We start from the raw sequence: 25,241 nt of genomic DNA, 5'->3' as shown, positions 1-25,241 counted from the left end.
TTGGTTCAAGAACGAGCCTGGCCAGGGAAAAACTAACAGCTTCCGGCCTGCTCGTGGGCTGGAGAACCAGTTCGGCGATGGAGTCGATGCACAAGCGTTGCCCACCGGCGCCCCTGGTGAGGCTCGGAAGTACGCTCGGGACTGTGGAGACGCAATATCCGGCTCATTGGGAGGCCGACGTCGTCCTGGCCGACGGCGGCACCGCTCACGTGCGCCCGATCCGGCCGCACGACGCCGACCTGCTCAGGTCCTTCTACTCCCGGCTGTCGGACGAGTCGATCTACTTCAGGTTCTTCGGCCCGCGCCCCAAGCTCACCGACCGCGAGGTGACCTGGTTCACCAACGTCGACTACACCGACCGCGTCGCGCTGATCGCCACGATCGGCGAGGAGATGGTGGCGGTCATCCGCTACGACCGCATCGAGGCGGGCGAGGCGGAGGTGGCCTTCCTGGTCGAGGACGCCCACCAGGGCCGCGGCGTGGCGAGCGTGCTGCTGGAGCACCTGGCGGCCACCGCCCGCGAGAACGACATCGAACGGTTCGTCGCCGACGTCCTGCCGGCGAACATGAAGATGATGGCTGTGCTGCGCCAGGCGGGGTACACCGCGCAGAGCCGCTTCGCCGACGGCGTGGTCCGCATGATCCTCGACCTGACGCCGACCGAGACCTCCACCGAGGTGACCACCGCGCGCGAGCACCGGGCCGAGGCCCGGTCGATCGCGCGGCTGCTGACGCCAGGAAGCGTCGCGGTGATCGGCGCCTCGCGCGAGCCGGGCGGCGTCGGCCAGGCCGTGCTGCGCAACCTGCTGGGCGCCGACTTCACCGGACCCGTCTACCCGGTCCACCGCGAGGTGCGGGCGGTGGCGGGCGTGCGGGCCTATCCGAGCATCACCGCGATCGAGGACCAGGTGGACCTGGCCGTCGTCGCCGTTCCCGCCGACAGCGTGATCGACGTCGTCAAGGAGTGCGCCGAGAAGGGCGTGCACGGCCTGGTCGTCGTCTCCTCCGGATTCGGCGAGACCGGCACTGTGGGCAAGGAGCGCCAGGACGAGCTGGCCTCCCTGGCCAGGGCGTACGGCCTGCGCGTGGTGGGGCCCAACTGCCTGGGCATCGCCAACACCGACCCCGCCGTACGGCTGAACGCCACGCTGGCGGCCACCGTGCCCGGCCGGGGGAGGGTGGGCTTCTTCAGCCAGTCGGGCGCCCTGGGCACCGCCCTGCTGCAGCGGGTGGCGCAGCGCGGCATGGGCATCTCCAGCTTCGTGAGCGCCGGCAACCGCGCCGACGTCTCCGGCAACGACCTGCTGCAGTACTGGGAGGAGGACCCGGCCACCGAGGTGATCCTGCTCTACCTCGAGTCGCTGGGCAATCCGCGCAAGTTCACCCGCCTGGCCAGGCGCATCTCCAAGCGCAAGCCGATCGTGGTGGTCAAGAGCCTGGGCATGCCGACCGCGCACTCCGCCGTGGAGCTGGGCCTGCCCGACTCGGCCGTCAGCTCGCTGTTCGAGCAGGCCGGGGTGATCAGGGTCGACGACCTCATCCAGCTCTTCGACGTCGGACAGCTGCTGGCCCACCAGCCGCTGCCGAAGGGGCCCAGGGTGGGGCTCGTGACCAACTCCGACGCGCTGGGGCTGCTCGCGGTCGACGCGTGCAGGGGCGCGGGGCTGGAGCCGCGCGACCCGGTCAACCTGGGGGCCGCGGCGGGCGCGGAGGAGTTCGCCACGGCACTGGCGGGCGTGCTGCCCGAGGTCGACTCGGCGGTGGTGATCTACATGCCGCCGCTTCCCGGCTGCTCGGACGAGGTGGCCGCGGCGCTGGCCGAGGTGGCGGCGGGCTCGGGCAAGCCGGTGGTGGCGACCTTCGAGGGTCACCTGGGGATGCGCGAGAAGCTGGCGCCGATCCCGTCCTACGCGGCGCCGGAGGAGGCGGTGCGGGCCCTGGCCAGGGCGGTGGGGTACGCCGCGTGGCGCGAGCGGCCGGCCGAGATCCCGCCGGAGCTGGAGGGCACCGACGCCGAACGTGCCCGCGCCCTGGTCGAATCGGCCCTCGCCGCCCACGACACAAGGCCCGCGCCGGACGCCGGTTCGGAAGGCGCCGGTTCGGAGGGTGCCGGTTCGGAGGGTGCCGGTTCGGAGGGTGCCGGCGAGCCCGATGGCGGGGTCGTGCACGGCACGGTGGTGGAGGTCGACGCCGCCGAGCTGCTCGCCTGCTACGGCCTGACCGTGTGGCCCGCCGAGCTGGTCGGCTCCGCCGAGGAGGCCGCCTTCGAGGGCGAGCGCCTGGGCTGGCCGGTGGTGCTCAAGCTCGCCGACCCCGGCGCCTCGCGCATGGCGGGCACCGTACGGCTGGGCCTGGCCGGAGCCGAGAGCGTCCGGCACGCCTACACCGACCTGGTCGCCCGTTTCGGCGCCGAGGTGCCGCTGGCCGTCCAGAAGATGGCGCCGCAGCCCGGCGTGCCCACGGTGGTGAGCGTGGTGGAGGACCCGGCCTTCGGCCCGGTGCTCTCCTTCGGCCTCGGCGAGGTGACCGCGCGGCTGCTGGCCGACGAGGGTTTCCGCCTGGCGCCCCTGACCAGGAGGGACGCGGCCGAGCTGGTCCGCTCCGTGCGAGCCGCCCCGCTGCTGTTCGGGCAGTACGGCTACCCGCCCGTCGCGGTGGACGCGCTGGAGGACCTGCTGGTGCGGGTGGGCAGGCTCGCCCACGACCTGCCGGAGATCGCCCGCCTGGACCTGGACCAGGTGCTCGTGGGGGAGTCTGAGGTGATCGTGCTGGGCGCCCGCGCGGTGATCCGTACACCCGAAGGGCCGAGGCTCGACGGCGGCCCGCGGCGTCTGCTGTGAGGGCGCTCACCAGCGTAAATAGCCATAACGCGGCATATCTGGTGATATGTCAGGATTTTAGCTCGGCAGTGTGAGCCAGCGCCCTCTCCCTGGCAGGATGGACCCATGAGGGAAACCCGAGTCTCAGCCGCGGGCCTGCGTGAAGCGATCGAGCGCAGCGGCTACTACCCCGACCTCGTCACCGATGCGGTCGAGTCCGCGCTGGGCAAGGAGGCCGTGACGGCCTTCGTCGTCCACCACGAAGCCACCTTCGACCCGGCCATGGAAGTGCGCAGGCACGTCACCGTGCTGGTCCTGACCGCCGGGCGGCTGCTGGTGTGCCACACCGACGAGCATCCCGCCGTCGAGGGCGTCTCCGCCTCCCACGCCTCCACGACGACCGAGGCCGTGCGGCTCAGCCGCATCCAGTCCGTCGCCGTCACCCGCGTGGTGCCCGACCCGGCCTCCTACGCCCCCGGCGTCGCGCCGACGGAGGTCACCCTGACGATCGGCTGGGGCGCCATCGCCCACGTCGACCTCGAGCCCGCCACCTGCGGCGACGAGAACTGCGAGGCCGACCACGGCTACACCGGGGCGATCACCGCCGACGACCTGTCGCTGCGGGTGAGCGAAGCCGCCGACGGTCCCGAGGCCGTCCAGCACGTCCTGGCCTTCGCCAAGTCGCTGTCCGAGGCCACCGCCCGCGCGGCCACCTGACGCCTGCCGTACCCCCTGCTCGTGACCCGCCTGGAGGCTCCATGAGCGACCCCGCGTCCCCCGCCGCGGGCAGCACGTCCGCGCCGTCTCCCGCGTCCGCCGGTGCGGAAGGTCCGCCCGCGCCGTCTCCCGCGTCCGCCGGTGCGGAAGGTCCGTCCGCGCAGGCTCCCGTGCTGCCCGGTTACGGCGGCTCGGCGTTGTCCGACCTGCCGGGTTCGCTGCTGGCCGCGCTCGGCCTGCCAGGGCCCAACTCCCTCGGCCTGGAGCCCGCAGACCGGGTCTGCCTGTTCGTCGTCGACGGCCTGGGCGCCGACCTGCTGCTGGCCCACGCCGACCGCGCCCCCTTCCTGGCGAGTACGGCACGGCGCACGCTGAGCGCGGGCTTCCCCGCGACGACGGTGACGAGCCTGTGCTCCCTCGGCACCGGCCTGTCCCCGGGCGAGCACGGCATGGTCGGCATGGTCCTGGCCGTCCCCGGCGCCGGCCACCTGTTCAACTGCCTGCGCTGGACCCTGCCCGGCGGCATGCGCATGGACCCGCTGCAGTGGCAGCCCGCCCCGACCGTCTACCAGCGCGCCACCGCCGCGGGAGTGCCCGCCTCCTACGTCGGCCCCGGCCAGTTCGAGGGCAGCGGCCTGACGGACGCGGTCTACCGAGGGGCCCGCTACCTGCCCGCCGACACCGTCGACGAGCGTGTCGCCGCGGTGGCCGGCGCCCTGGCCGAGCCGCGCGCCCACGTCACCGTCTACTACGGCGACCTCGACTCCACCGGCCACCTGTGCGGCTGGGGCAGCCCCGAATGGCTCGACCAGCTGGCGATCGTCGACAGCATGGCCGAGCGCCTGGCCGCGGCGCTGCCGCCCGGCTCGGCCCTGTACATCACCGCCGACCACGGCATGGTCAACGCCACCGAGAAGATCGACGCCGAGACCGACCCGGTGCTGACGCCTGGCGTGGCCATGGTGGGCGGCGACGCACGCGCCCGCCACGTCTACACCGCGCCCGGGGCGGCCGGCGAGGTGCTGGCCGCCTGGCGGGCCCGTCTCGACGGCCTGGCCTGGGTGGTCTCCAGGCAGGAGGCCGTCGACTCCGGGTGGTTCGGTCCCCGCGTGCGCTCCTCGTGGCTGGGCCGCATCGGCGACGTGATCGCCGTGCCGTACGCCGATGTGGCCGTGATCGCCTCGCGCAGTGGCAAGCTGGAGGCGATCTTCACCGGTTACCACGGCTCCATGACCGCCTTGGAGCAGAACGTCCCGCTCTTGGAAGTGAGTACGACATGAACGCCCTGATCACCGCGGACGAGCTGGCCGCGCTCGAGCACGTCACCCTGCTCGACGTGCGCTCGCGGCTGGGCGGACCGCCCGGCGTGCAGTTCTACCGCGAAGGGCACCTGCCGGGAGCACGATACTGCGACCTGGAGAACGACCTGTCGTCGGCCGCCGGTCCTGCCGGACGCCACCCGCTGCCCGACACCGCCGCCTTCCAGGAGAGCATGCGGCGCCTGGGCGTGTGCCAGGGCACGCCCGTGGTCGCCTACGACGACGCGGGCTCCACGATCGCCGCGCGCATCTGGTGGACGCTGCGCTACTTCGGCTTCGACGACGTCCGGGTGCTCGACGGCGGGCTGCAGGCGTGGGCCGACAGCGGGCGGCCGATCACCAAGGAGGAGCCGGGCCCCGCCGAGCCGGGCGACTTCGTGGCCTCGCCCGGCCGGCTGCCGATCCTCGACGCCGACGAGGCGGCGGCGCTGGCCCGGCGCGGCGTGCTCCTCGACGCCCGCGCGGGCGAGCGTTACCGGGGAGAGGTCGAGCCGGTCGACCCGCGCGCGGGCCACGTGCCCGGCGCGGTCAGCGCCCCCACCACCGAGAACCTCACCCCGCGGGGCACGTTCCTGCCCGCCGACGAGCTGCGCGCCCGCTTCGAGGCGCTGGGCGTGACCGACGGCGTGGAGACGGGCGCCTACTGCGGCTCCGGCGTGACCGCCGCGCACGAACTGCTCGCCCTGCACCTGGCCGGGCTGCCCGGCGCCCTCTACGTCGGCTCGTGGTCCAACTGGTCGGCCGACCCCGACCGCCCGGTCGAGACCGGCTGATCGCCCGCGCCGAAGCAGACGAACCCGCGGGCCCCGGTCGCGGCCACCGCCGCCGTCAGGGCCCGCTCGGGCGGGTCGCCGCCGGCGAGCAGGCGGTGGAAGAGGACCATCAGCGCGGCCGTCTCGGCGTCGGGCACTGGCACCAGCCCCGCCACCACGCAGGTCGCGCCCCTGGCCAGGAACATCCCGGCCAGCCCGAGCGGCGCTCCCTCCGCGGGCACGTGCGCCATGCCCGACTCGCACGCCGACAACACCACCAGGCTCGGCGGGCGCCGGACGCGCAGCAGGTCGTAGGCCATCAGCGGGCCGTCGTCCAGGAGCAGGCTCGACAGCAGCGGGCTGCGCGCCTGGAAGGTGCCGTGCGCGGCCAGGTGCAGCACGTCGGCCCGGTCCAGGGCCGCGAGCAGGCTCGCGCCGCGCGCCGGCACCCGCTCGGCCCGCGCGTGGCAGGCCAGGACGGCCCGCACCTCGTCCTCGGCGTGCTCCAGCCCGGGGCCCGCCGCCGCGACTACCAGGGGCGTGCTCCCGGCCGGACCCGCGGCGGCTGCCTCATGCGGCGTGCCCTTTCCCGAGGCCGCCTCGCGGGCCGGGGCGGCGGCCCAGGCGCGGGCGCTCGGGGTGACGCTGACCGGCCGTCCCTTCAGGTACGGCAGAGCGGCCCACGGCACGTTGTGCAGCGGACCGGAGGGCACCACCACCAGCGGACGATCGCCGAGCTCGCCGGCGAGAGGCAGCAGGACGAGGCTCTCCAGCTCCGCCGGGTCCAACCCGGCCGAGGCGTCCATGAGGTGGGCGCGCCGCAGGGAGTACCGCAGCCGGGTGACCGCCTCGGCCGCCTGCCGTACGGCACCCAGGTGGTGCAGCGCGGCGGCGTGGCCGGTGACGGTCACGGCCAGCAGGTCGTCGCCGTCGACCACGTACTCGACCAGCGCCCTGCCCTCCAGCCGGGCCCGGAGCCGCTCCAGGGACAGCAGGTGCGGACGGCCCGAGGTGACCACCGAGCGCCAGCGTTCGGCCCAGCCGTACACCTGCTCAGCGCACCCCCGCAGCACGGCCAGGCGCAGCCCGAACGCGGCCAGCCGCTCGCCCGCCCGCGCGGTGTTGACGCGGACGGATGGATCCTGGAACTGCGCGGCACGCTCGCCCACGCTGGTCAGTCCGTCGATGACCGCCTGGTGGGCCAGGGCATGGTCGCCGTCGATGAGCGCGTCGATGGCGAGAGCGTGATGGTGGACGACCGCGGGATCGCCGGTGCGCGGCCGGTGCTCGGTCAGGCGGGCGAGCTGGCGGTTCACGGTCGCGTCGTCGCCCGTCTCCAGGGCCGTCTCCACCGCCAGGAGCCGCAGCGACTGGGCGCAGGCCGTCACGGAGGCGTCGCGCTCGCAGGCGTCGGCGGCGTCGATCAGCTCGGCGACCATCGCCGCGCTCGCCTCGCCCCTGGCCAGGCGGGCGCGTAACCGGATCTCGGCGATCACCGGAGCCCAGCCCGCGCGGTCCTGCTCCGACAGGTCGGCCGCGGCGCGCTCCGCCGCCTCCAGCGCCGGCGCGTGGTCGCCCATCAGCAGCTGCACCCTGGCCAGTTTCAGCCGCGCCTCGGCCAGCGCCGCCCTGGCGCCCGCCGCCTCCAGCTCGGGCACGGCCAGGGTGAGCACCTGGGCGGCCTCGCCCGGCAGGTGGGAGGCGAGCAGGGCGTCGGCGAAGTCGGTGCGCATCGTGGCCAGGCGCTCGGTGAAGCCGAACAGGGTGTCTTCCGACTGCTTGTAGTGGGCGAACGCCGCGGCGATGTCGCCCTGCCGTACGGCCAGGAAGGGCAGGTTCGCGGCGGCCAGGCGGACCAGGTGGTCGAGCCCGGCATTGCGCGCCATGTCCAGACATGTCATGACGTCGTGCATCGCGCCCGCCCACTCGGCGCGATAGGCCCTGATCAGGCCCCTGTTCAGCAGGCCTCCGGCCAGGAAGCGCAGGTCGTCGACGCTGCCCTGGGCGGCGGCCAGCACCTCGATCGCCCGCTCGCACGCCGCGCCCGCCTCGTGGAAACGGCCCAGCCTGGCCAGGGCGACCGCGCGCTGCGTCTCCAGCTTGGCCCGGTCGACGGGGCCGAGGTAGGCGTAGGCCTGGGCGGCGATGCGCAGAGCCTGGAGGGGATGGCCACGCTCGGTGCGGACCGTGACGAGGGAGAGCCTGGCCTGGGCGATCCTGGCCCGGGGGGCGCCGGGGGTGGCGATGGCGCGGCGCAGGCAGTGCTCGGCCATCGGCAGGTCGCCCAGCTCGCGAGCGGCCAGGGCCATCGCCCGCAACGCCACCGCGGACGCCTCGGCGGCGACGTCGCGGTGGTCGGCGGCCGCGTCTCGGGGCCCGACAGCGGCGTGGTGGTCGGCGGCCGCGTCTCGGGGCTCGGCAGCGGCGTGGTGGTCGGCGGCCGTGCCTCGGGGCCCGGTTCCGGGGCGGTCATGCGCGCCGTCGTGAGGGGTGAACGGGGGTGCGGGGGAGAATCCGGCGGGCAGCTGCCCCGGGCGCGGGCGGGCGAACACGTTGCGCCGGGGCGTCCCGGCCAGGTGCTCGGCGGCGGCCAGGACCTTGCGCCCGGCGGCCAGCGCCCGGCCGGGGTTGACCGCGCATTGCAGCACCGCCTCCTCCGCGGCGCCGACCAGGGACTCCGCAGGACCGGCGTCGTCGACCGTCCACCCGTCCTCGACCAGCCAGCTGTCCTCGACCCCATCGGCGAGCTCATCGGCGGCGTCGGCGGCGCCCTCCGCGACCGCCTCGTCGTCTTCGAGCACCATCCGCCCGTCCCTCCGCGCCCGAGTGTTCGCTCCGGAGCCCTCGAAGCCCCCGGAGGGGAGCCGGGCGGGGCGAGGCCCGCCCGGCTCGTGACCGCCTAGGACCTGATCCTCAGCCATCGCGTGACAATCGGGCGGCACCCGGGCCGATGACAGACGAGGCTGAACCACCCGGGCGGCAGCCCGGTGGCGGCGAACTGGCCGGTGCGCCCCACCTCGCGGCGCACGATCAGCTGGAGGGTGCGGATGTCGATGAAGGAGCCCTCCCCAGGACACGGCGTGACCTGGCCGGCCAGGTCGATGAGTCCGTCGCCGACCGTGACCTCCACGTCGAAGGCCAGTTCGGCGGTGGCGAAGCGGACCAGGCGAGGTCCGCTGGAGCCGTCGCGCACGCCGCGGGTTGCGACGCACTCGACGGGCGAGGCGGTGATCGCGCCGGCCATCCTCAGCGAGTAAGCCTCACGTGCCGCGGCCGAGACGTGAGGGGGGATGGGGTCCTGTCCGGACCCCAGCCGGAGGGCGGCCAGCAGGTATTCGTCGTTGATCATTGCACCATTTCCTCGTGAGAGATCAGGGTGCGCAGTTTCCTGAGGCACCGGCCCCGGGTTGGGCCGATGCTGCCGAGCGGCATGCCCATGCGCACGGCGACCTGCTGGTATCCCACCTCGGACGAGATGAGGACCAGCAACGTGCGGCATGGCTCGGGCAGCCTGGTGACCAGCTGCCAGAGCAGACGAACCGAATCGGCCTCGAGGAAGGCCGACTCCGGGTCGGATTCGAATGGCGGGTGGAGTTCGGGGACCGCGATGGGTTCCCGCCTGATGATCTGGAGGGCCTCACGCCTGGCTGTCGTGGCCAGCCATGCACCCAGGGCTTGTGGCTCCCTGATGTGCTCGAGGTTCTCCAGGAGTCGGAGCCAGGCGCCTTGAACCGCGTCAGCGGCGTCACTGTCGCCCAGTCCGCATGAGCGCGCGGCAGCCCACATGCGCGGCCCGTACAGGGCCGTGAGCTCGCACCACGCGGAATCCTCGCCATCCGCCGCGGCTTTGAGCAGCAGGGCCGCATCGCTCATGTTGCCTCCTCGTGGTTGGACGAGGACTGAGCGTAAACTCTACAGCCGCGCCGGGACCAGGGCGCCCAGATCGGGAATTTGCCGGTCGCCGAGGACGGCCGCGGCCGCTTCGTGGACGGGCGCGTCGGCGGCGGCCGCGGCGATCGCGCCGCTGACCAGGGCGGCGGCGAAGGAGGTGCCGCTCCAGGTGGCATATCCGGAGAAGTCGCCGGTCGACAGGAAGCTGGAGGCCAGCCATTCGCCGCGGGCCCAGGCGTCGACCCAGGGCCCGTGTCCCGAGAAGGCGGCGCGGTGCTGCTCCGTGGCGTCGAGCGCGCCGACGCCGACCACGCCGGGGAGCGCGGCGGGCCAGAACGGCCGGTCGGAGGCGGTGTTGCCGGCGCAGGCGACGACGACGGTGTCGGGCAGCGCGCCCACGGCGTCGGAGAGCAGGGGCGAGGGCTTGTCGTCGAAGGTGTGGCCGCCCAGGGAGAGGTTGACCACCTGCGGGGCACGTTCGCCGCGCAGCCGGTGGAGGGCGCGCAGCAGGCGCGCCTCGTCGCCGCTGCCGTCGCCGTCGAGCACGCGGATGACCTGCAGCCCGGCCTCGGGCGCGCGGCGCAGCAGCAGCCCGGCGACGAAGGTGCCGTGGCCGGCCTGCTCGCCTTCGACGGCGTCGGCGGCGGCCTCGCCCAGCGTGCCGTACCAGTGGCTCTTGGCCCACCAGGGGTGGGCGGCCACGCCGGTGTCGAGCAGGGCGACGCGCACGCCGGAGCGTTCCTTGCCCAGCGACGCCCTGATCTCCCCGGTGGGGAAGGGGCGCGAGGCCGGGCCGCCGAAGAAGAGCGGCTGGCCGGTCAGGACGTGGTTGGGCGAGGCGCGGTAGCCCTGGTCGCGCAGTTCCAGCGTCAGCTCGCAGGGGTCGACCCCCGGGCTCAGGCGTACGACACAGATGCCGTCGGCCTCGGCGATGGCCTGGGTCCATCGGGAGACCGCGGATACGGCACTGCGATCGAGAAGAATCTGGCCTGACCGGATCAGGGCCGAGCCCACTGCTTGCACGTCCATGGAGCTGTATCTTTCCGCCACAGGCGTCGTGTCACGTGCCACATCCGCAACAACTCGGTATGGCCCCCCTCTGGTGCGCGATAGCGACCGACGGTAGTCTCTCCCTAGTCACTTGTGATCATCCCAGGACGAGGCCGTTGGGGAAGGCGCACCTCGTACCGAAACGGGAGGTCCGGTGTCTGCTCGTGGCGTGCTGTACGTCCACTCGGCTCAGCCCGCGCTGTGCCCTCATATCGAATGGGCGGTCGCGGGTGTTCTCGGCGTGCCTGTCGATCTGACTTGGACTCCCCAGCCTGCCGCGCCCAACGTGGTGCGGGCGCAGGCCGAATGGGAGGGACGGCCCGGCATCGCCGCCGCCATCGTCTCCTCCCTCATGGGGTGGCAGCGCATCCGCTTCGAGGTGACCGAGGACGCCTCTCCCGGCGTCGACGGGTCCCGCTACGCCTACACGCCCACCCTCGGTGCCTTCCACGCGGTGGTGGGCGCCACCGGCGACTTCCTCATCCCCGAGGACCGGCTGCGCACGGCCATGATGCTGGCCGCCCAGGGCCGCTGCGTCCTGGAGGAGGAGCTCGACAAGCTGCTGGGCCGCGCCTGGGACGAGGAGCTGGAGCCGTTCCGCTACGCGGGCGACGGCGCCCCGGTGCGCTGGCTGCACGCCGCCGTCTAGCCCGCCGTACGGCACGCGGGACCATCCCCTGACATGACGAAAGCCCCGCTCCCGGAGATCCGGGGCGGGGCTCTGTCGTACGGGCGTCAGGCGTTCTGGAAGACGAGCGACACGTTGTGCCCGCCGAAGCCGAACGAGTTGTTGATCGCCGCGAGGTCGCCCTCGGGCAGCGCCCGGTTCTCGCCGTAGACGAGGTCGACGTCGATGCCGTCGTCGGGCGTGCGGAGGTTGAGCGTCGCGGGCACGATGCGGTCGCGCAGCGTCAGGACGGTGAAGACCGACTCGATGCCGCCCGCGCCGCCGAGCAGGTGGCCGGTCATCGACTTGGTCGAGGTGACGAGCGGGTGCGAGCCCATGGCCTTGTTCACCGACTGCACCTCGATCACGTCACCGGCCGGGGTGGAGGTGCCGTGCGCGTTGACGTGCTTGATGTCGGCGCCGGTCAGACCGGCGTCGCTGATCGCGTGGGTCATCGCCATGGTGATGCCGCGGCCGTCGGGCTCGGGCTGGGTGATGTGGTGGGCGTCGGCGGAGTAGCCGACGCCGGAGACGTAGGCGTAGATGCGCGCGCCGCGGGCGCGTGCGTGCTCCTCCGACTCCAGCACGATGATGCCCGCGCCCTCGCCCAGGACGAAGCCGTCGCGGTCGGGCTGCCACGGGCGGGAGGCGCCCTGCGGGTCGTCGTTGCGGGTGGACATCGCCCGCGCGGCGGCGAAGGCCGCCATGTTCAGCGGGTGGATGGCCGCCTCGGTGCCGCCGGCCACGACCACGTCGGCGCGGCCCAGGCGGATCATGTCCATGGCGTAGCCGATGGCCTCGGCGCCGGAGGCGCAGGCCGAGACGGTGGCGTGCACGCCGGCCATGGCGTTGAGCTCGATGCCGATCCAGGCAGCGGGGCCGTTGGGCATGAGCATCGGCACGGTGAACGGGGACAGGCGGTTCCAGCCCCGCTCCTTGAACGTGTCGTAGGCGGCCAGGGTGGTGCCGATGCCGCCGATGCCGCTGGAGACCACGACGCCCATGCGCTCGGGCGCGACCTCGGGCGCACCCGCGTCGGCCCAGGCCTCGCGGGCGGCCACCAGGGCGAACTGCTCGCTGCGGTCGAGGCGGCGGGCTTCGGGGCGGGGCAGCACCTCGGCCGGGTCGACGGCGGCGATGCCCGCGAACTTCACGGGGACGCTGTCGACCCAGTCCTCGGTGATGGCCTCGACCCCGGACCGACCGGCGAGGAGCGCCGACCAGGTCGAGGTCACGTCTCCACCCACAGGCGTCGTCGCGCCCAGCCCGGTGACGACGACTCGTGCCCGGTTCGCACTCACGTGTAACGCTCCTTGCTGATCAGGTGACGGGGATCGGTCAGGCGTTGATGAAGTTGATGACGTCCTTGACCGTCTTCAGGTTCTTCAGCTGGTCGTCGGGGATCTCGACGCCGAACTCGTCCTGGGCGGCCACGGCGATCTCGACCATGGACAGGGAGTCGATGTCGAGGTCGTCCACGAAGCTCTTCTCCGGGGTGACCTCGTTGGCCGGGATCCCGGTGATCTCGTTGACGATCTTGCCGAGGCCCTCGAGGATCTCCTGCTCGCTGACTGCCATGTCGGTGTTTCTCCTTGTGATGGGTTTATTGAATACGGCGGAGCCGTACACGTCACGGAATCTCGATGACCTGACCCGCGTAGGTCAGGCCGGCTCCAAAGCCTAGGAGCAGCGCCAGACCGCCGGACTGCACCTCGCCGCGCTCGATCATGCGGGAGAGCGCGAGCGGGACGGAGGCGGCGGAGGTGTTGCCCGCCAGAACGATATCGCGGGCGATGACGGCGTTGTGGGCGCCCAGCTTGCGGGCGATCGCCTCGATGATGCGCAGGTTGGCCTGGTGCGGCACGAACGCGGCCAGTTCGCTCGGGTCGACCCCGGCGCGCTCGCACGCCTCGAGGGCCACCGGCGCGAGCGCGGTGGTGGCCCAGCGGAAGACCGTCTGGCCCTCCTGGTGCAGGAAGGAGTTGCGGTCCTTGACGATGATGGCGTCGAACTTGTCGCCCGCGCTGCCCCACACGACCGGGCCGATGCCGGGCTCGTCGGCGGGGCCCACGACCGCGGCGCCCGCGCCGTCGGCGAAGATCACCGCGGTGGCGCGGTCGGTCCAGTCGGTCCACTGCGACAACTTCTCGGCGCCGACGACCAGCACGTGCTTGGCCGAGCCGCCGCGGATGGCGGCGGAGGCGGTGGCCAGCGCGTAGCAGAAGCCCGCGCAGGCGGCGTTGACGTCGAACGCGCCCGGCGCCTCGATGCCCAGCCGGTGCGCGACGGTCGCCGCGACGTTCGGGATCATGGACTCGGGCGTGCAGGTGGCCACGATCACCAGGTCGATGTCGGAGGCGGCCAGGCCGCTGGCGGCCAGGGCCTTGCCTCCGGCCTGGGTGGCCATGTCGGCCAGCGACTCCTCGGGTCCGGCGACGCGGCGCTCCTTGATGCCGACGCGCGACTGGATCCACTCGTCGTTGGTCTCCATGGTCTTGGCCAGGTCGTCGTTGGTGACGACGGTCGAGGGCTGGTAGCCGCCGAAGGCCAGCACCTTGGCTCCGGGCGCGACGTTGGGGATCCTCACTTGACCAGCTCCTTAGCCGCATCCAGGTCGTCGGGGGTCTTCAGTGCCACTGTCTGGACCCCGCGCAGGCCACGCTTGGCCAGGCCGGTCAGGGTGCCTCCGGGCAGCAGCTCGATCATGCGGTCGACCCCGAGCGAGGCCATGGTCTCCATGCACAGGTCCCAGCGGACCGGGTTGCTGACCTGGTTGATCATGCGCTCGACGAACTCGGCGCCGCCCGCGACGGCCTGGCCGTCGCTGTTGGACAGCAGGGTGACGGCGGGGTCGCCGGGCTGGGTCTCGGCGGCGGCCGCGCGCAGGCGCTCGACCGCGGGCGCCATGTGGACGGTGTGGAAGGCTCCGGCGACCGACAGCGGGATGAGCCTGGCGCGGGTCGGCGGCTCCTCCTTCAGGGCGGCGAGCTGGTCGAGCGTGCCGCCGGCGACGACCTGGCCGGCGCCGTTGTTGTTGGCGGGGGTCAGGCCGTGTTTGTCGAGGGTCTCCAGCACGTCGGTGCCGCCGAGCACGGCGGTCATGCCGGTCTCGGTGACGGCGGCGGCCTCGGCCATGGCCCGGCCGCGCTCGCGCACCAGGGCCAGCGCCTGCTCGGGGGTCAGCACCCCGGCCAGGGCGGCGGCGGCGAACTCGCCGACGCTGTGCCCGGCCAGGATGTCAGGAGCGGCGCCGAGCGCCTGGGCGGCGGCGAGAGAGGCGGCCACGAGGAGCGGCTGCGCGACGGCGGTGTCGCGGATCTCGTCGGCGTCCGCGTCGGTGCCGAAGTGGATCAGGTCGAGCTCGACGATCTCCGACCACGCGGAAAGCCGCTCCGTCACGCCCGGAAGTTCGAGCCACGGAGCGAGGAAGCCTGGAGTTTGGGCGCCCTGTCCGGGCGCGACGATGACGAGCACGAAATCCACGATGCCCTGTAGAAGTCCAACACGCGGATAATGATCCGTACGAACTTTGTCCCGTAAATTTTGTAGGAAACCTACAGCCCACGTTTCGGGCATATTACGTGAGAGCCCGCCAGGTCACCGCGCTCTCCGCGAGCCTGCCCAGGATCAGTCCCACCTGGAGGGTGAAGGCGGAGCGGCCCTCGGTGGGCTGGTACCCCGTCAGTTCGGTGATTTTCTTGAGCCGGTACCTGACCGTGTTCGGGTGCACGAACAGCAGGCGCGCCGTGGCCTCCAGCGAGGTGCCCTGCTCCAGGTAGGTGGCCAGCGTGTCGAGCAGCGGCGTGCCCGCCAGGGGCTCGTAGACGTTCTCCACGAGCTGGTGCCGGGCGTCGGAGTCGCCGTCGAGGGCCCGCTCGGCCAGCAGGTCCTCCGCGTGCACCGGGCGAGGGGCGTCGGGCCAGCCGCTGGAGGCCTTCAGCCCGGCGATCGCCGCCCTGGCGCTGCGCGTGGCGGCGTGCAGGTCGGGCACCTCGGGACCGATGACGATGGGCCCCGGCCCGAACTGGCGCACCACGTGCTTGGCCGCCTCTCGCTCGCCGCTCGCGCCGCCGACGATCACGATCAGCCGGTCGGCCTGCACGCCCGCCAGCAGGTCGAGGCCGATGCGGCGGCCGCGCTCGCGCAGCGCGTCGATCACCGCGCGAGGGTCGTCGTCGGGCGCCTGCCCGGCGATCACCACGACGGGCGAGGAGGTCCAGCCCAGCGCCGCCGCCCACGAGTGCAGCCCGTCGTCGACCTCGCCGCGCACCAGCGCGTCGACGATCAACGCTTCGAGCCGGGCGTCCCACGCACCGCGCACCTCCGCCTCGCGCGCGTAGACGTGCGCGGCGGCGAAGGCGACGTCGCGGGTGTAGCGGAGCATCGCCTGCTCCAGCTGCACCCGGCCGTCGGGGGCGGCCAGCTCCTCGACCTGGGCCTCGACGACCTCCACGATCATGCGGATGATGTCGACGGTCTGCTGCAGCGATATGGAGCGCTTCAGCTCGCGCGGAGCCGTGCCGAAGAAGCCGATGCTGGGCTTGGGCCTGCCGCCGTCGTTGTCGGGACCCGCGTGCTGGAACCATTCCACGAAGGCGGCGATGCCCGCCTGGGCGACCAGGCCCACCCAGGAGCGGTCCTCCGCGCTGAGCGCGCGGAACCACGCCAGCTGCTCCTCCATGCGGGACATGGCGGCCGTGCCGAGCGTCCCCATGGAACGCTCGAGACGGCGGGTGGTCTCCTCGCGGATCCGGTCCATCACACCTCTAAGCCTGTCAGATGACCGCTACGGCGGTGATGAGGCCGATGGCCAGGTGCGTCGTGGCCAGCAGCCGGCTGCCCGGCTGCAGGTCGGGCTCGGTGACCAGGTCCTTGATCGAGATGCCGATCACCTTGTCGAAGACCAGCATGCCGACGGTCTGCACGGCGATGCCGACGAGGCCCCAGACCGCCGTGGCGGTCAGGCCCTCGACGAGACGGCCGCCCGAGGCCCAGATGGAGGCGGCCACGATCAGGCCCACGGCGGCCAGGCCGCTGGTGGTGAGCAGGGTGGCGTTGGGATTGCGCTCGACCTTGATGATCTGGCTGAGCTTGCCGGGAATGGCCCAGTCGATCACGTAGAAGCCGATGATGAGCAGGATGACGCCGACGGCGGCGTAGGCGGCGATGGCTCCCGCGCCGCGCAGGAGGGTCTCAACGAGGGTCATTGTTGCTCGATTCGGTGTGGCACGAAGGAAGAGGTGTCGTCGGTGATCAAACCACTGGTCTCGCGGATGCCCAAGCCCGCCGACTCGTCGGCCACCATCCAGGCTCCCAGCACCGGCCGCTGACCCCCGAAGTCGGGCAGGGCTTCGAATGCCTGGAACACGTGGCCTTCCGCGCCGTAGGACCCGCCGGTCTCCTGGCTGCCGTGGGGGGTCACGATGCGCATCGAGGCGCCCTCCCGGCCGAGCAGTGGTTTGCTGATGTAGGAGGACATGTCGCGCGGCCCGTCGAGGTAGGCGGGCAGCAGGTTCGGGTGCCCCGGATAGAGCTCCCACAGCAGCGCCAGGAGTGCCTTGTTCGACAGCAGCGTCTTCCACAGCGGCTCGATCCACGTGGTCGAGGCCGCGTGCCGTACGGCATGGCCGCCGAAGGCGTCGTTCAGCATCCACTCCCAGGGGTAGAGCTTGAACGCCGACCTGATGATCCGGCCCTCCAGGTCGATGAAACGCCGGTTGCCCGCGTCCCAGCCGATGTCCTCCATGGCGATCTCCATCGTGTAGAGACCGGCCTGGGAGGCGGTGTCCTGAAGGTAGGCGATGGTCATCGCCTCCTCGCCCGTGCGGTCCATGGAGGTCCAGGCGAAGTGGGTGGGCCCCGTGGGCAGAACCAGTTCGCCCCACCGGGCGATCAGCCGCTCGTGGATGGAGTTCCACTGGTCGTCGCCGGGGAAGACGTCCTGCAGCCAGAACCACTGCACCACCGACGCCTCCAGCAGGCTCGTCGGGGTGTCGGCGTTGTACTCCAGCAGCTTGGCCGGACCCGTGCCGTCGTAGCGCAGGTCGAAGCGGCCGTAGACGTGCGGGTCACGCCGTTGCCAGCTCATGGCGATCTCGGGCCAGGCCCACTCGGGGATGGCGAAGTCTCTGAAGCGGTTGTGCTTGACGACGTGTTCGACCGTCTCCAGGCACATCCGGTGGAGTTCCTCCGCCTGCGCCTCGAGTGCTTCCACCTCGTCGAGCGAGAAGCCGTAGTGCACCGACTCGTCCCAGTACGGCCTGGTCATGCCGGCCGGGTGCGCCGCGCGATGGTAGGCCAGGCCCTGGCTCTCGATGATCTCTTCCCAGCCGTCACGCGGCCGGGAGTCGTGCCTTCTCAACTCCCGCTGCTCCCGCGCCCGCCGAAACCGCCGCGCTGGATCGACTTGGCGCCGCTGCGGCTGGTGATGTTGACGTTGGACGGGCGGATCGTGCTCCCCTTGTGGACGCGCGCGCCGATGCGGGTGCCGGCGTAGTACCAGAGGAACGCGCTGCCGCCGCCCGAGCGGTAGGTCGTGTTGTCGCAGTAGTCGTCGTCGACCACGGCGTACGAGCCGTCGGGCAGCTGGGTGGTGTTGTCGACGCAGTCGGCGACGACGTCGTCGTCATCGACCTGCGCGGCGCAATAGCCGATCATGAGGACGCCCACCGCGCCCACGATGGTCAGCGTGATCGCCTTGGACGCCTTGCTTTTCGGCTGTTTCGCCGGAGTGGCTGGTTTCATCGAGCTCCAATTCGCACTTGTCACCTTATCAACGCTTTAGGCCCCTGCTTGGTGCCCGGTTTCTGAGGGCAGTATTGGCTCAATGGAGCCTGTTCAAGCGCTGAACGACATCGCTTTCCTGCTGGAGCGCGCGGGGGAGCCGACCTTCCGCGTGCGCGCCTTCCGCCGCGCCGCCGCCGTGGTCGCCGACCTCGACCACGACGAGCTCGTACGGCTGGCGTCGACGGGAGAGCTCGCCTCGCTGCCCGGCATCGGCAAGGTGACGGCTCTCGCGGTCACCGAGGCGCTCGCCGGGCAGGTCCCGACGTACCTGCGGCGGCTGCAGGCCACCGAGGGCACCGACCTGCCCGCCGCCGCGGCGGAGCTGCGCGCCGCGCTGAAGGGCGACCTGCACAGCCACTCCGACTGGTCCGACGGCGGCTCACCCATCGCGGAGATGGCGCAGGCGGCCAGGGCGCTCGGCCACTCCTACCTGGCGCTGACCGACCACTCGCCCCGGCTGACCGTGGCCAACGGGCTGTCGGCCGCCCGGCTGCGCCGCCAGCTCGACGAGGTGGCGGCGCTCAACGACAAGCTGGCGCCGTTCCGCATCCTCACCGGGATCGAGGTCGACATCATGCCCGACGGCACCCTCGACCAGGATCCCGAGCTGCTCGCCTCGCTGGACGTCGTCGTCGCGAGCGTGCACTCCAAGCTGCGGATGAACCGCTACGAGATGACCCGGCGCATGGTCACCGCCGTCGCCAACCCGCTGGTCGACGTGCTCGGCCACTGCACGGGTCGCATCGTCAAGGCGGGCGGGCGCAGGGGAGGGATCAGGCCGGAGTCCGAGTTCGACGCGGAGCTGGTCTTCGAGGCGTGCCGGCGGTTCGGGGTGGCCGTGGAGATCAACTCGCGGCCGGACCGGCAGGATCCCCCGAAGCGGCTGATGCGGCTGGCCTACGAGATGGAGTGCGTCTTCTCCATCGACTCCGACGCGCACGCGCCGGGGCAGCTCGACTGGCAGCGGTTCGGGTGCGAGCGGGCGGCGCTGGCCGGCGTCGAGGCGGAGCGGGTGATCAACACCTGGCCGCTGGAGCGGCTTCTGGAGTGGCGCACGACCTAACCATCGCGCTGCATCTCCCTATTTGTCGGGATACCTGGCTTTCCGGATCGGCGAGATTGTCGGTGGCGCCACGTACCGTCACGGATGTGAACCGTACCGACCGGCTCTACGCGCTCGTCGAAGACCTGCGCGCGATCGCCCCGCGCCGCCGCTCCGCCCGCGAGCTGGCCGAGCGCTACGAGGTGAGCGTCCGGACCATCGAGCGCGACATCATCGCGCTGCAGGAGTCCGGCGTGCCGATCTACGCCGAGCCAGGACGCAGGGGCGGTTACACCCTCGACAAGGCCATGTCGCTGCCGCCGCTCAACTTCACCCCCGCCGAGGCCGTGGCCATCGCGTTGGCACTCAGCCGCGCCGGCGACCAGCCGTTCGGCAAGCAGGCGCGCACCGCGCTGCGCAAGGTGGTGGCCGCGATGCCGGGCCGCGAGGGCGAGCTGGCCCGCGAGCTCGCGCGCCGGGTGCAGGTGATGGCGCCGGTCGAGCAGCCCGAGGAGATCCGCCCGCTGGGTCCCGCCGGGGTCTCCCGATCGATCGAGGACGCCCTGCTGCGGCGCAAGGTGCTGAAGCTCGAATACGCCGACCGCAAGGGCATGCTGACCGTCCGCGACGTGGAGCCCGGCGTCTTCCTCGGCGGGCGCGGAGGGTTCTGGTATTTAGTGGCCTGGTGCCGCCTGCGCGACGACGTGCGCGTCTTCCGCCTCGATCGCATCCTGAGCGCCCTGGTCACCGCCGAGCGGGCGCCCGACCGGCCCCTGGAAGGCTACGTCGCCGACGTCCCCGAGATGATCGTCCAAGGGGCAATTCTCGACTAGTCAATCGAAAACACCGACATAGTGTTGTCGCCATCCCGCCATATCGTTCTTTTGTTCGATAAGGAGGAGGATGCAGGTGGACAACACTGTCACGTGGTTCGAGGTCGCGACCGACGACCCCGAGGGCGCCGAGCGGTTCTACGGTGGCCTGTTCGGATGGCGCTTCGGGGCTCGCTTCGAGGGAGAGCAGCTCGACTACCGCCGGATCGCCTACGCCGGCTCCGACGACGAGGTCGGCGGGCTGTACAACACCAACGGCGACTTCCCCTCGCACGCGGTGTTCCACGTCCAGGTCGCCGATGTGACCCGGTCCTGCGAGCAGGCCGAGTCACTGGGCGGGAAGGTCGTCTTCTCCAGCGTCGGAGAGGGCACCACCGACTTCGCCTACATCCGTGACACGTCGGGCAGCCTTTTCGGGATCTTCCACGGCAAGGCGGTCTGACGTCATGGCGGGGGCTCCCCCTCGGCCGCAGCCTTCCCCTGCGGCCTCCACCCGGGGATGAATCCGCCGCTACGCCCGGGGCTCGCCGCCGACCGCCGAGCGGCGGCGCGCCCGGGGTTTCACAGGGCCGTCGTGGTGATCCAGCGCTCCAGCAGCTCACGGTCTCCGAAGACGGCGAGCGTGTCGGGCGAGCGCCTGCCGTACACCACCAGGAGCAGGTCCGACACGGGCCCGCGCAGGGCCGCGTCGCCCTTGCCGTGCCCGCGCGACCACGCGTAGCCCGCCGGGGGCAGGGTGACGAGCCATTCGCCCTCCACGTCGGTGGCGTGCAGGTGCACCACCTCGCCCGAGGCGGTCAGCCGCTCCAGCCGGGGCGCGATGCTGCGTGCGTGGGGCAGGTTGGCGAGAAACTCGTCGATCCCGTCGACGGCGTGCTCGGGGTCGATCCGCGGCGACAGCCCGAGCGCGATCTCCAGGTCGGCCCGGTGGACGATCGTCTCGTGCAGCATGCGGCGCGGCCAGAACCGCTGGTGCCGGTCCTCGCCCCAGGTCCACACCGGGGCGTCGGGGTCGGCCGCCCTGAGAGCGGCGAGCAGGTCCTCGGCGCCCGACCTCAGCCATGCCACCAGGTCGTCGGAGGGCGACGGGTCCGTGACGACCTGCCTGTACGGCACGCGCTCGGCGGCCCTGGTGGCGACGATGTGCGTGGCCCAGCGGTGGGTGCCCCCGAGGTGCACGACCAGGTCGCGGATCGTCCAGCCCGGACAGGTCGGCACCGGGGTTTCGACGTCGGCCCGCTCCAGGAGCCGCGCGACCGCGCCCACCTCTGTTTCGACCGCCATGGGGTAGTTCGTCACGCCGCCGAGCCTAGCGAGGCGCGGTGCTGGCGCGGACGACCAGTTCGGTGGGGAGCGACATCCGCTCCCGCGGGGGCGCGAGCAGGCAGGCCAGGGCGGCGGCGCCCAGCGCGCTCCACGGCTGGCGCACGGTGGTCAGCTGCGGCGTGACCGACGTGGCCAGCACGGAGTCGTCGAAGCCGACCACGCTCGCATCGTCGGGCACCCGCAGCCCGTGGGCCGACAGCGCCTGGAACACCCCGAGCGCCATGGCGTCGGAGCAGGCGAAGAAGGCCGTCGGGGCGGGTGATGTCGAGGCCAGCAGCCCGGCGACGGCCCGGCGGGCCGGTTCGGTCTGGAAGCAGCCGCCCACCTCGACGGTCGAGAGCCCGGCCGCGGCCATGGCCGACCGGTGGCCCGCGAGCCGCTCGTCGGCGCACGGCACGCCCTCCCGCCCGGTGACGACGGCGATTCGGCGGTGACCGAGGCCGATCAGGTGCTCGGTGGCGGCCACGGCGCCGCCCACGTTGTCGGAGGCGACCGACGGCACCCCCTCGGGCGGCGGGCGGCGCGGGTCCACGATGACGACCGGGACGCCGTGGTCGGCCAGCCAGGCCCGCTGCGGCGCGGTGATCGAGGTGCGCACCAGCAGCACCCCGGCGCTGTCGCGGGCGGAGACGCGCTCCAGCCAGGCCGTGGGCGGCTGGCCGTGGCGGGTGCGGTCGAGCACGGCGGAGACGACCAGGTCGAGGCCGGCGTCCCAGGCGGCCGACTCGACGCCGCCGAAGATCGCCAGGGCGTAGGGCGAGTCGAGGCCCTGCAGCACGATGTCGACCAGGCCGCCGCGCGGGCGCCGCGCCGGTGGCGACGGGTAGCCGCGGCGCCTCAGGACCTCGGCGACCAGGCGGCGGGTGCGGGGGGAGACGTCGGCGCGGCCGTTGATCGCCTTCGACACGGTGGCCACCGACACCCCGGCCTCGCGGGCGATCACGGCGAGTTTGGGCAGCTGGGGCGATGGCATGGCCCCTACTCTCCAGCGAAATTTTCGAAATGTCACCTGCCGATTGACGGAAGGGACGCGCGGACGGAAGGGTGCGTGCAACCGCTTGCAGAACCCCGAGGAAGACACGCGTGTATCGCAACCCGGTGCTGAACGCCGACTGGTCCGACCCCGACGTGATCAGGGTGGGCCGAGACTTCTACCTGACCGCCTCCAGCTTCACCAAGGTGCCGGGCCTGCCCATCCTGCACTCCAGAGACCTCGTCAACTGGACCGTCATCGCCCACGCGCTGCCCGAACTGGAGGGCCTGACCAGGCCGGAGCCCGGCTGCCGCGTCTGGGCGCCATCGCTGCGCCACCACGACGGCAGGTTCTGGATCTTCTGGGGCGACCCCGACCGCGGCGTCATGCAGGTCAACGCCACCGGCCCCCGCGGCCCGTGGAGCGCGCCGCACCTGGTCAAGCCCGGCCTCGGGCTCATCGACGCCTGCCCGTTCTGGGACGAGGACGGCACCGCCTGGCTGGTCCACGGCTGGGCCAGGAGCCGCGCGGGGATCAACAACCGCCTCACGCTGAACCGCATGACGCCCGACGCCACCGGCGTCCTGGACGACGGCCGGGTGATCATCGACGGCGACGCGCTGCCCGGCTACCGCACGCTGGAGGGCCCCAAGGTCTACAAGCGCGACGGTGCCTACTGGATCTTCGCACCCGCCGGGGGAGTGGCCGAGGGCTGGCAGTCCGCCTTCCGCGCCGAGCACCTCGCCGGGCCGTACGAAGACCGGATCGTGCTGGAGCAGGGCGGCACCGGCGTCAACGGGCCGCACCAGGGCGCCTGGGTCGACGCGCCCGACGGCTCCCACTGGTTCCTGCACTTCCAGGACCGCGGACCGTTCGGCCGGGTGGTGCACCTGCAGCCGATGAGCTGGGGCGACGACGGCTGGCCGGTCATGGGCGACGGCGGCGAGCCGGTCGCCGGCCACCGGATGCCGGTGGAGGGCCAGCCGGCCGCTGAGCCGCCCACCGGCGACACCTTCCAGGCCACCCGCCTGGGACCCCAGTGGCACTGGCCGGTCAACCCCAGCCCCACCTGGTACCGGGCGGGCGGCGGCAGCCTCATGCTGGCCTGCCTGCCCGGCCCCGGCGACCTGCGCGAACGCGGGCCCGTCGTCGCCCAGCGCCTGCCCGCCGCCCCCTTCACCGCCAGGACCAGGCTGACCCTGGACGCCGCCCCCGGCTCACGCGCCGGGCTGGTGATCCTCGGCGCCACCTACGCCTGGCTGGGCGTCGAGCTCACCGGCGACGGCCCCGCCCTGGTCTGCCGTACGGCCGAGCCCGGCGCCCCCGAGCGCGACCTGCTCCCGCCGGTCCCGCTGGAGCGCCCCAAGGCCGAGCTCACCGTCGCCGTCGACGAGCACGGCCGGTGCGTGTTCGGCGACGGCGAGAGCTTCCAGGCCACGCCCGGCCGGTGGGTCGGCGCGGTGCTCGGCCTGTTCGCCGCGGGAGACGCCGGCTGGGCCGGCTTCCAGCGCTTCGACGTCACGCGGGACAGCTGGTGCCCGCCGCCGGGACCTTGCCCTCCAGCAGGTAGGCGTTGACCGCTGAGCGCACGCACGCGTCGCCCGACACGTACGCCCCGTGACCCTCGCCCTCGTACGTCAGCAGCACCCCGGTCTTGAGCTGGGCGGTCAGCTTGGGACCCCACTCGTACGGCGTGGCGGGGTCGCCCTTGCCCGCCACCACGAGGATCGGCCCCGACCCGGTCGCGTCCACCTGCCTGGCCTGGTCACTGCCCGGAACCGGCCACACGGAGCAGATCGCCCCCGCACCCGCCCCGCCGAACAGCGGGGAGATCTCCAGCGCCGCCTCCTCCGTCCGCAGCAGCGTGGCCGCGTCGGGACGCTCGGCGCTGTCGACGCAGGTGATCGCCGGGAAGCTCGACATCTGGGTGGTGTAGGAGCCGTCCGGCTGCCGCCCGATGTAGCTGTCGGCCAGGTACATCAGCGCGGAACCGTCGCCGTCCATCCCCATCTTCAGCGCCTCCTCCAGCAGCGGCCAGCTGAACTCGGAGTAGAGCGCGGCGGCGACGCCGGTGGCGGCCAGGCCCTGCGTCAGGTTCCTGCCGTCCACGGCCAGCGGCTTGGTGATCAGCGTCTCCATCAGGGCCTCGACCTTGCGGTCCGCGGCCTTGGCGGTGGCGCCGAGCTCGCACCCCTGCTTGACGCAGTCGGCCAGGAAGCTCTCGTAGGCCTTCTGGAACCCGGCGGTCTGGACGAGGGTGCGCTGCTCGAAGGAGACGGAGGGGTCCAGCGGGGCGTCGAGGACCAGGCGCCCCGACAACTGCGGGAAGAGCGTGGCGTACACGGCGCCGAGCTGCGTGCCGTACGACATGCCGAAGTAGTTGAGCTTGGCGTCACCCAGCGCGTCGCGCAGCCGGTCCATGTCGCGGGCGGCGTTCACGGTGCCGACGTACGGCAGGACCTTGCCGGAGTCCTGCTGGCACAACGCCGCGAATTTCTTGTTGGCCGCCTCCGTCCTGGCCCTGGTCGCCGCGTCGGCGGGCAGGGTGTCGAGCGAGGTGTAGGCGTCCATGTCGGCGCCCGTGCCGCACCTGACGCCCGCGCTGCGCTCCACGCCGCGCGGGTCGAAGCTGACCAGGTCGTAGCGGGCGGTCAGCTCGCCGAAGCTCTTGGCCGCCTGGGCGAGCGTGTCGACGCCCGAGGCGCCGGGGCCGCCGAAGTTGAACACCAGCGAGCCGAGCCGCTGCTTGCCCGTGGCGCGCACCCGGATGATCGCCAGGTCCAGCTTCTCGCCGTCGGGCTTCTCGTAGTCGAGCGGCACCGGCAACGTCGCGCACTGCTGGCCGGGGTCGGCGCTGGCGGGCGGCTGGCCGTCGGGACGGACCAGGTCCTTGCACGCCCCCCACGAGATCGGGTCTGCGGCCTGCTGGGCTTGCGAACCACCCCCGCCGCAGGCCGGGACGGTCACGATCAGCACACAGGCCGCCAGGATTCGGCGCATGGTCTCCCCCTCTGCCAAGGGGGAAGCACTACCCACAATACGAGTGAGGCGGCGAGCACCCCTCCA

General features: G+C 72.5%; 24 protein-coding genes. 9 read left to right on the top strand and 15 right to left on the bottom strand.

Annotated elements, in window-relative coordinates:
• Positions 1-86: 86 nt before the first annotated feature.
• The 4 genes from ACIBH1_RS30475 (at position 87) to ACIBH1_RS30460 (ending at position 5,628) form a co-directional block, all read left to right on the top strand.
• Entirely contained in the window at positions 87-2,840 is a 2,754-nt protein-coding gene (locus ACIBH1_RS30475; protein ID WP_397317397.1) for a GNAT family N-acetyltransferase, read from the top strand.
• A 105-nt stretch (positions 2,841-2,945) separates the two neighbouring features.
• Positions 2,946-3,536: a DUF5998 family protein gene (locus ACIBH1_RS30470; RefSeq protein ID WP_181615402.1), complete on the top strand. Its 591-nt coding sequence runs from the start codon at positions 2,946-2,948 to the stop codon at positions 3,534-3,536.
• A 41-nt stretch (positions 3,537-3,577) separates the two neighbouring features.
• Positions 3,578-4,816 carry an alkaline phosphatase family protein gene (locus ACIBH1_RS30465; RefSeq protein WP_397317396.1) on the top strand — a complete coding sequence of 413 codons (1,239 nt, stop codon included), beginning with the start codon at positions 3,578-3,580 and terminating at the stop codon, positions 4,814-4,816.
• The gene (locus ACIBH1_RS30460; protein ID WP_397317395.1) at positions 4,813-5,628 is read left to right on the top strand and encodes a sulfurtransferase; all 816 of its coding nucleotides are present in this window, start codon (positions 4,813-4,815) and stop codon (positions 5,626-5,628) included. Before ACIBH1_RS30465 ends, ACIBH1_RS30460 begins: the two co-directional genes overlap by 4 nt.
• Here the strand turns inward: ACIBH1_RS30460 and ACIBH1_RS30455 are convergent.
• The 4 genes from ACIBH1_RS30455 to ACIBH1_RS30440 form a co-directional block, all read right to left on the bottom strand.
• The gene (locus ACIBH1_RS30455; RefSeq protein WP_397317394.1) at positions 5,568-8,411 is read right to left on the bottom strand and encodes a CHAT domain-containing protein; all 2,844 of its coding nucleotides are present in this window, start codon (positions 8,409-8,411) and stop codon (positions 5,568-5,570) included. The two genes, ACIBH1_RS30460 and ACIBH1_RS30455, sit on opposite strands and share 61 nt — an antisense overlap.
• Positions 8,412-8,506: 95 nt before the next feature.
• Positions 8,507-8,956 carry a hypothetical protein gene (locus ACIBH1_RS30450; RefSeq protein ID WP_397317393.1) on the bottom strand — a complete coding sequence of 150 codons (450 nt, stop codon included), beginning with the start codon at positions 8,954-8,956 and terminating at the stop codon, positions 8,507-8,509.
• Positions 8,953-9,480: an RNA polymerase sigma factor gene (locus ACIBH1_RS30445; protein ID WP_397317392.1), complete on the bottom strand. Its 528-nt coding sequence runs from the start codon at positions 9,478-9,480 to the stop codon at positions 8,953-8,955. Before ACIBH1_RS30445 ends, ACIBH1_RS30450 begins: the two co-directional genes overlap by 4 nt.
• Positions 9,481-9,519: 39 nt before the next feature.
• On the bottom strand, positions 9,520-10,527 hold the full coding sequence (locus ACIBH1_RS30440) for a S8 family peptidase (protein ID WP_397317391.1): 1,008 nt from the start codon (positions 10,525-10,527) through the stop codon (positions 9,520-9,522).
• A gap of 175 nt (positions 10,528-10,702) precedes the next feature.
• Here ACIBH1_RS30440 and ACIBH1_RS30435 point away from each other — a divergent pair, with 175 nt between their 5' ends.
• On the top strand, positions 10,703-11,197 hold the full coding sequence (locus tag ACIBH1_RS30435; protein ID WP_397317390.1) for a DUF3145 domain-containing protein: 495 nt from the start codon (positions 10,703-10,705) through the stop codon (positions 11,195-11,197).
• 86 nt (positions 11,198-11,283) lie between these two features.
• Here the strand turns inward: ACIBH1_RS30435 and fabF are convergent, their stop codons facing one another.
• From fabF to ACIBH1_RS30395, 8 genes are all read right to left on the bottom strand, one after another.
• Positions 11,284-12,516, bottom strand: coding sequence for a beta-ketoacyl-ACP synthase II (gene fabF, locus ACIBH1_RS30430; RefSeq protein ID WP_397317389.1), 1,233 nt, complete (start codon positions 12,514-12,516; stop codon positions 11,284-11,286).
• A 37-nt stretch (positions 12,517-12,553) separates the two neighbouring features.
• On the bottom strand, positions 12,554-12,793 hold the full coding sequence (locus ACIBH1_RS30425; RefSeq protein ID WP_181615393.1) for an acyl carrier protein: 240 nt from the start codon (positions 12,791-12,793) through the stop codon (positions 12,554-12,556).
• Positions 12,794-12,845: 52 nt separating this feature from the next.
• Positions 12,846-13,802, bottom strand: coding sequence for a beta-ketoacyl-ACP synthase III (locus ACIBH1_RS30420; protein ID WP_181615392.1), 957 nt, complete (start codon positions 13,800-13,802; stop codon positions 12,846-12,848).
• Positions 13,799-14,689, bottom strand: coding sequence for an ACP S-malonyltransferase (locus ACIBH1_RS30415; protein WP_397317388.1), 891 nt, complete (start codon positions 14,687-14,689; stop codon positions 13,799-13,801). Before ACIBH1_RS30415 ends, ACIBH1_RS30420 begins: the two co-directional genes overlap by 4 nt.
• Before the next feature lie 103 nt (positions 14,690-14,792).
• Positions 14,793-15,974 (bottom strand): PucR family transcriptional regulator, encoded by a 1,182-nt coding sequence (locus ACIBH1_RS30410; protein WP_397317387.1) that lies wholly within the window; start codon positions 15,972-15,974, stop codon positions 14,793-14,795.
• A 16-nt stretch (positions 15,975-15,990) separates the two neighbouring features.
• Positions 15,991-16,422: a DUF350 domain-containing protein gene (locus ACIBH1_RS30405; protein WP_397317386.1), complete on the bottom strand. Its 432-nt coding sequence runs from the start codon at positions 16,420-16,422 to the stop codon at positions 15,991-15,993.
• Positions 16,419-17,576, bottom strand: coding sequence for a glutathionylspermidine synthase family protein (locus ACIBH1_RS30400; protein ID WP_397317385.1), 1,158 nt, complete (start codon positions 17,574-17,576; stop codon positions 16,419-16,421). The genes ACIBH1_RS30405 and ACIBH1_RS30400 overlap by 4 nt, the downstream gene beginning before the upstream one ends.
• Positions 17,573-17,959: a hypothetical protein gene (locus ACIBH1_RS30395; protein WP_397317384.1), complete on the bottom strand. Its 387-nt coding sequence runs from the start codon at positions 17,957-17,959 to the stop codon at positions 17,573-17,575. Before ACIBH1_RS30395 ends, ACIBH1_RS30400 begins: the two co-directional genes overlap by 4 nt.
• A gap of 82 nt (positions 17,960-18,041) precedes the next feature.
• Between ACIBH1_RS30395 and ACIBH1_RS30390 the strand changes: the two genes are divergently transcribed.
• The 3 genes from ACIBH1_RS30390 to ACIBH1_RS30380 all read left to right on the top strand — a co-directional run bounded on the left by ACIBH1_RS30390 (position 18,042) and on the right by ACIBH1_RS30380 (position 20,318).
• Entirely contained in the window at positions 18,042-19,064 is a 1,023-nt protein-coding gene (locus ACIBH1_RS30390; protein ID WP_397317382.1) for a PHP domain-containing protein, read from the top strand.
• Positions 19,065-19,150: 86 nt separating this feature from the next.
• Positions 19,151-19,876 (top strand): helix-turn-helix transcriptional regulator, encoded by a 726-nt coding sequence (locus ACIBH1_RS30385; RefSeq protein WP_397317381.1) that lies wholly within the window; start codon positions 19,151-19,153, stop codon positions 19,874-19,876.
• 76 nt (positions 19,877-19,952) lie between these two features.
• Complete coding sequence (locus ACIBH1_RS30380; RefSeq protein WP_397317380.1) at positions 19,953-20,318, top strand: VOC family protein; 366 nt, start codon at positions 19,953-19,955, stop codon at positions 20,316-20,318.
• A gap of 119 nt (positions 20,319-20,437) precedes the next feature.
• Here the strand turns inward: ACIBH1_RS30380 and ACIBH1_RS30375 are convergent, their stop codons facing one another.
• Positions 20,438-21,175 carry a maleylpyruvate isomerase family mycothiol-dependent enzyme gene (locus ACIBH1_RS30375; RefSeq protein WP_397317379.1) on the bottom strand — a complete coding sequence of 246 codons (738 nt, stop codon included), beginning with the start codon at positions 21,173-21,175 and terminating at the stop codon, positions 20,438-20,440.
• 10 nt (positions 21,176-21,185) lie between these two features.
• A complete protein-coding gene (locus ACIBH1_RS30370) occupies positions 21,186-22,175 on the bottom strand; it encodes a LacI family DNA-binding transcriptional regulator (RefSeq protein ID WP_397317378.1) in 990 nt (329 codons plus the stop codon).
• Positions 22,176-22,285: 110 nt separating this feature from the next.
• Between ACIBH1_RS30370 and ACIBH1_RS30365 the strand changes: the two genes are divergently transcribed.
• Positions 22,286-23,752, top strand: coding sequence for a family 43 glycosylhydrolase (locus ACIBH1_RS30365; RefSeq protein WP_397317377.1), 1,467 nt, complete (start codon positions 22,286-22,288; stop codon positions 23,750-23,752).
• On the opposite strand, the gene ACIBH1_RS30360 is transcribed toward ACIBH1_RS30365, so the two are convergent.
• Entirely contained in the window at positions 23,694-25,175 is a 1,482-nt protein-coding gene (locus tag ACIBH1_RS30360; RefSeq protein ID WP_397317376.1) for an alpha/beta hydrolase, read from the bottom strand. The two genes, ACIBH1_RS30365 and ACIBH1_RS30360, sit on opposite strands and share 59 nt — an antisense overlap.
• Positions 25,176-25,241 lie beyond the last annotated feature (66 nt).

Origin of the sequence: Nonomuraea sp. NPDC050663 (assembly GCF_044456985.1) — a bacterium.
Lineage (GTDB): Bacteria > Actinomycetota > Actinomycetes > Streptosporangiales > Streptosporangiaceae > Nonomuraea.
This window is presented reverse-complemented; position numbering and strand designations above follow the sequence as displayed.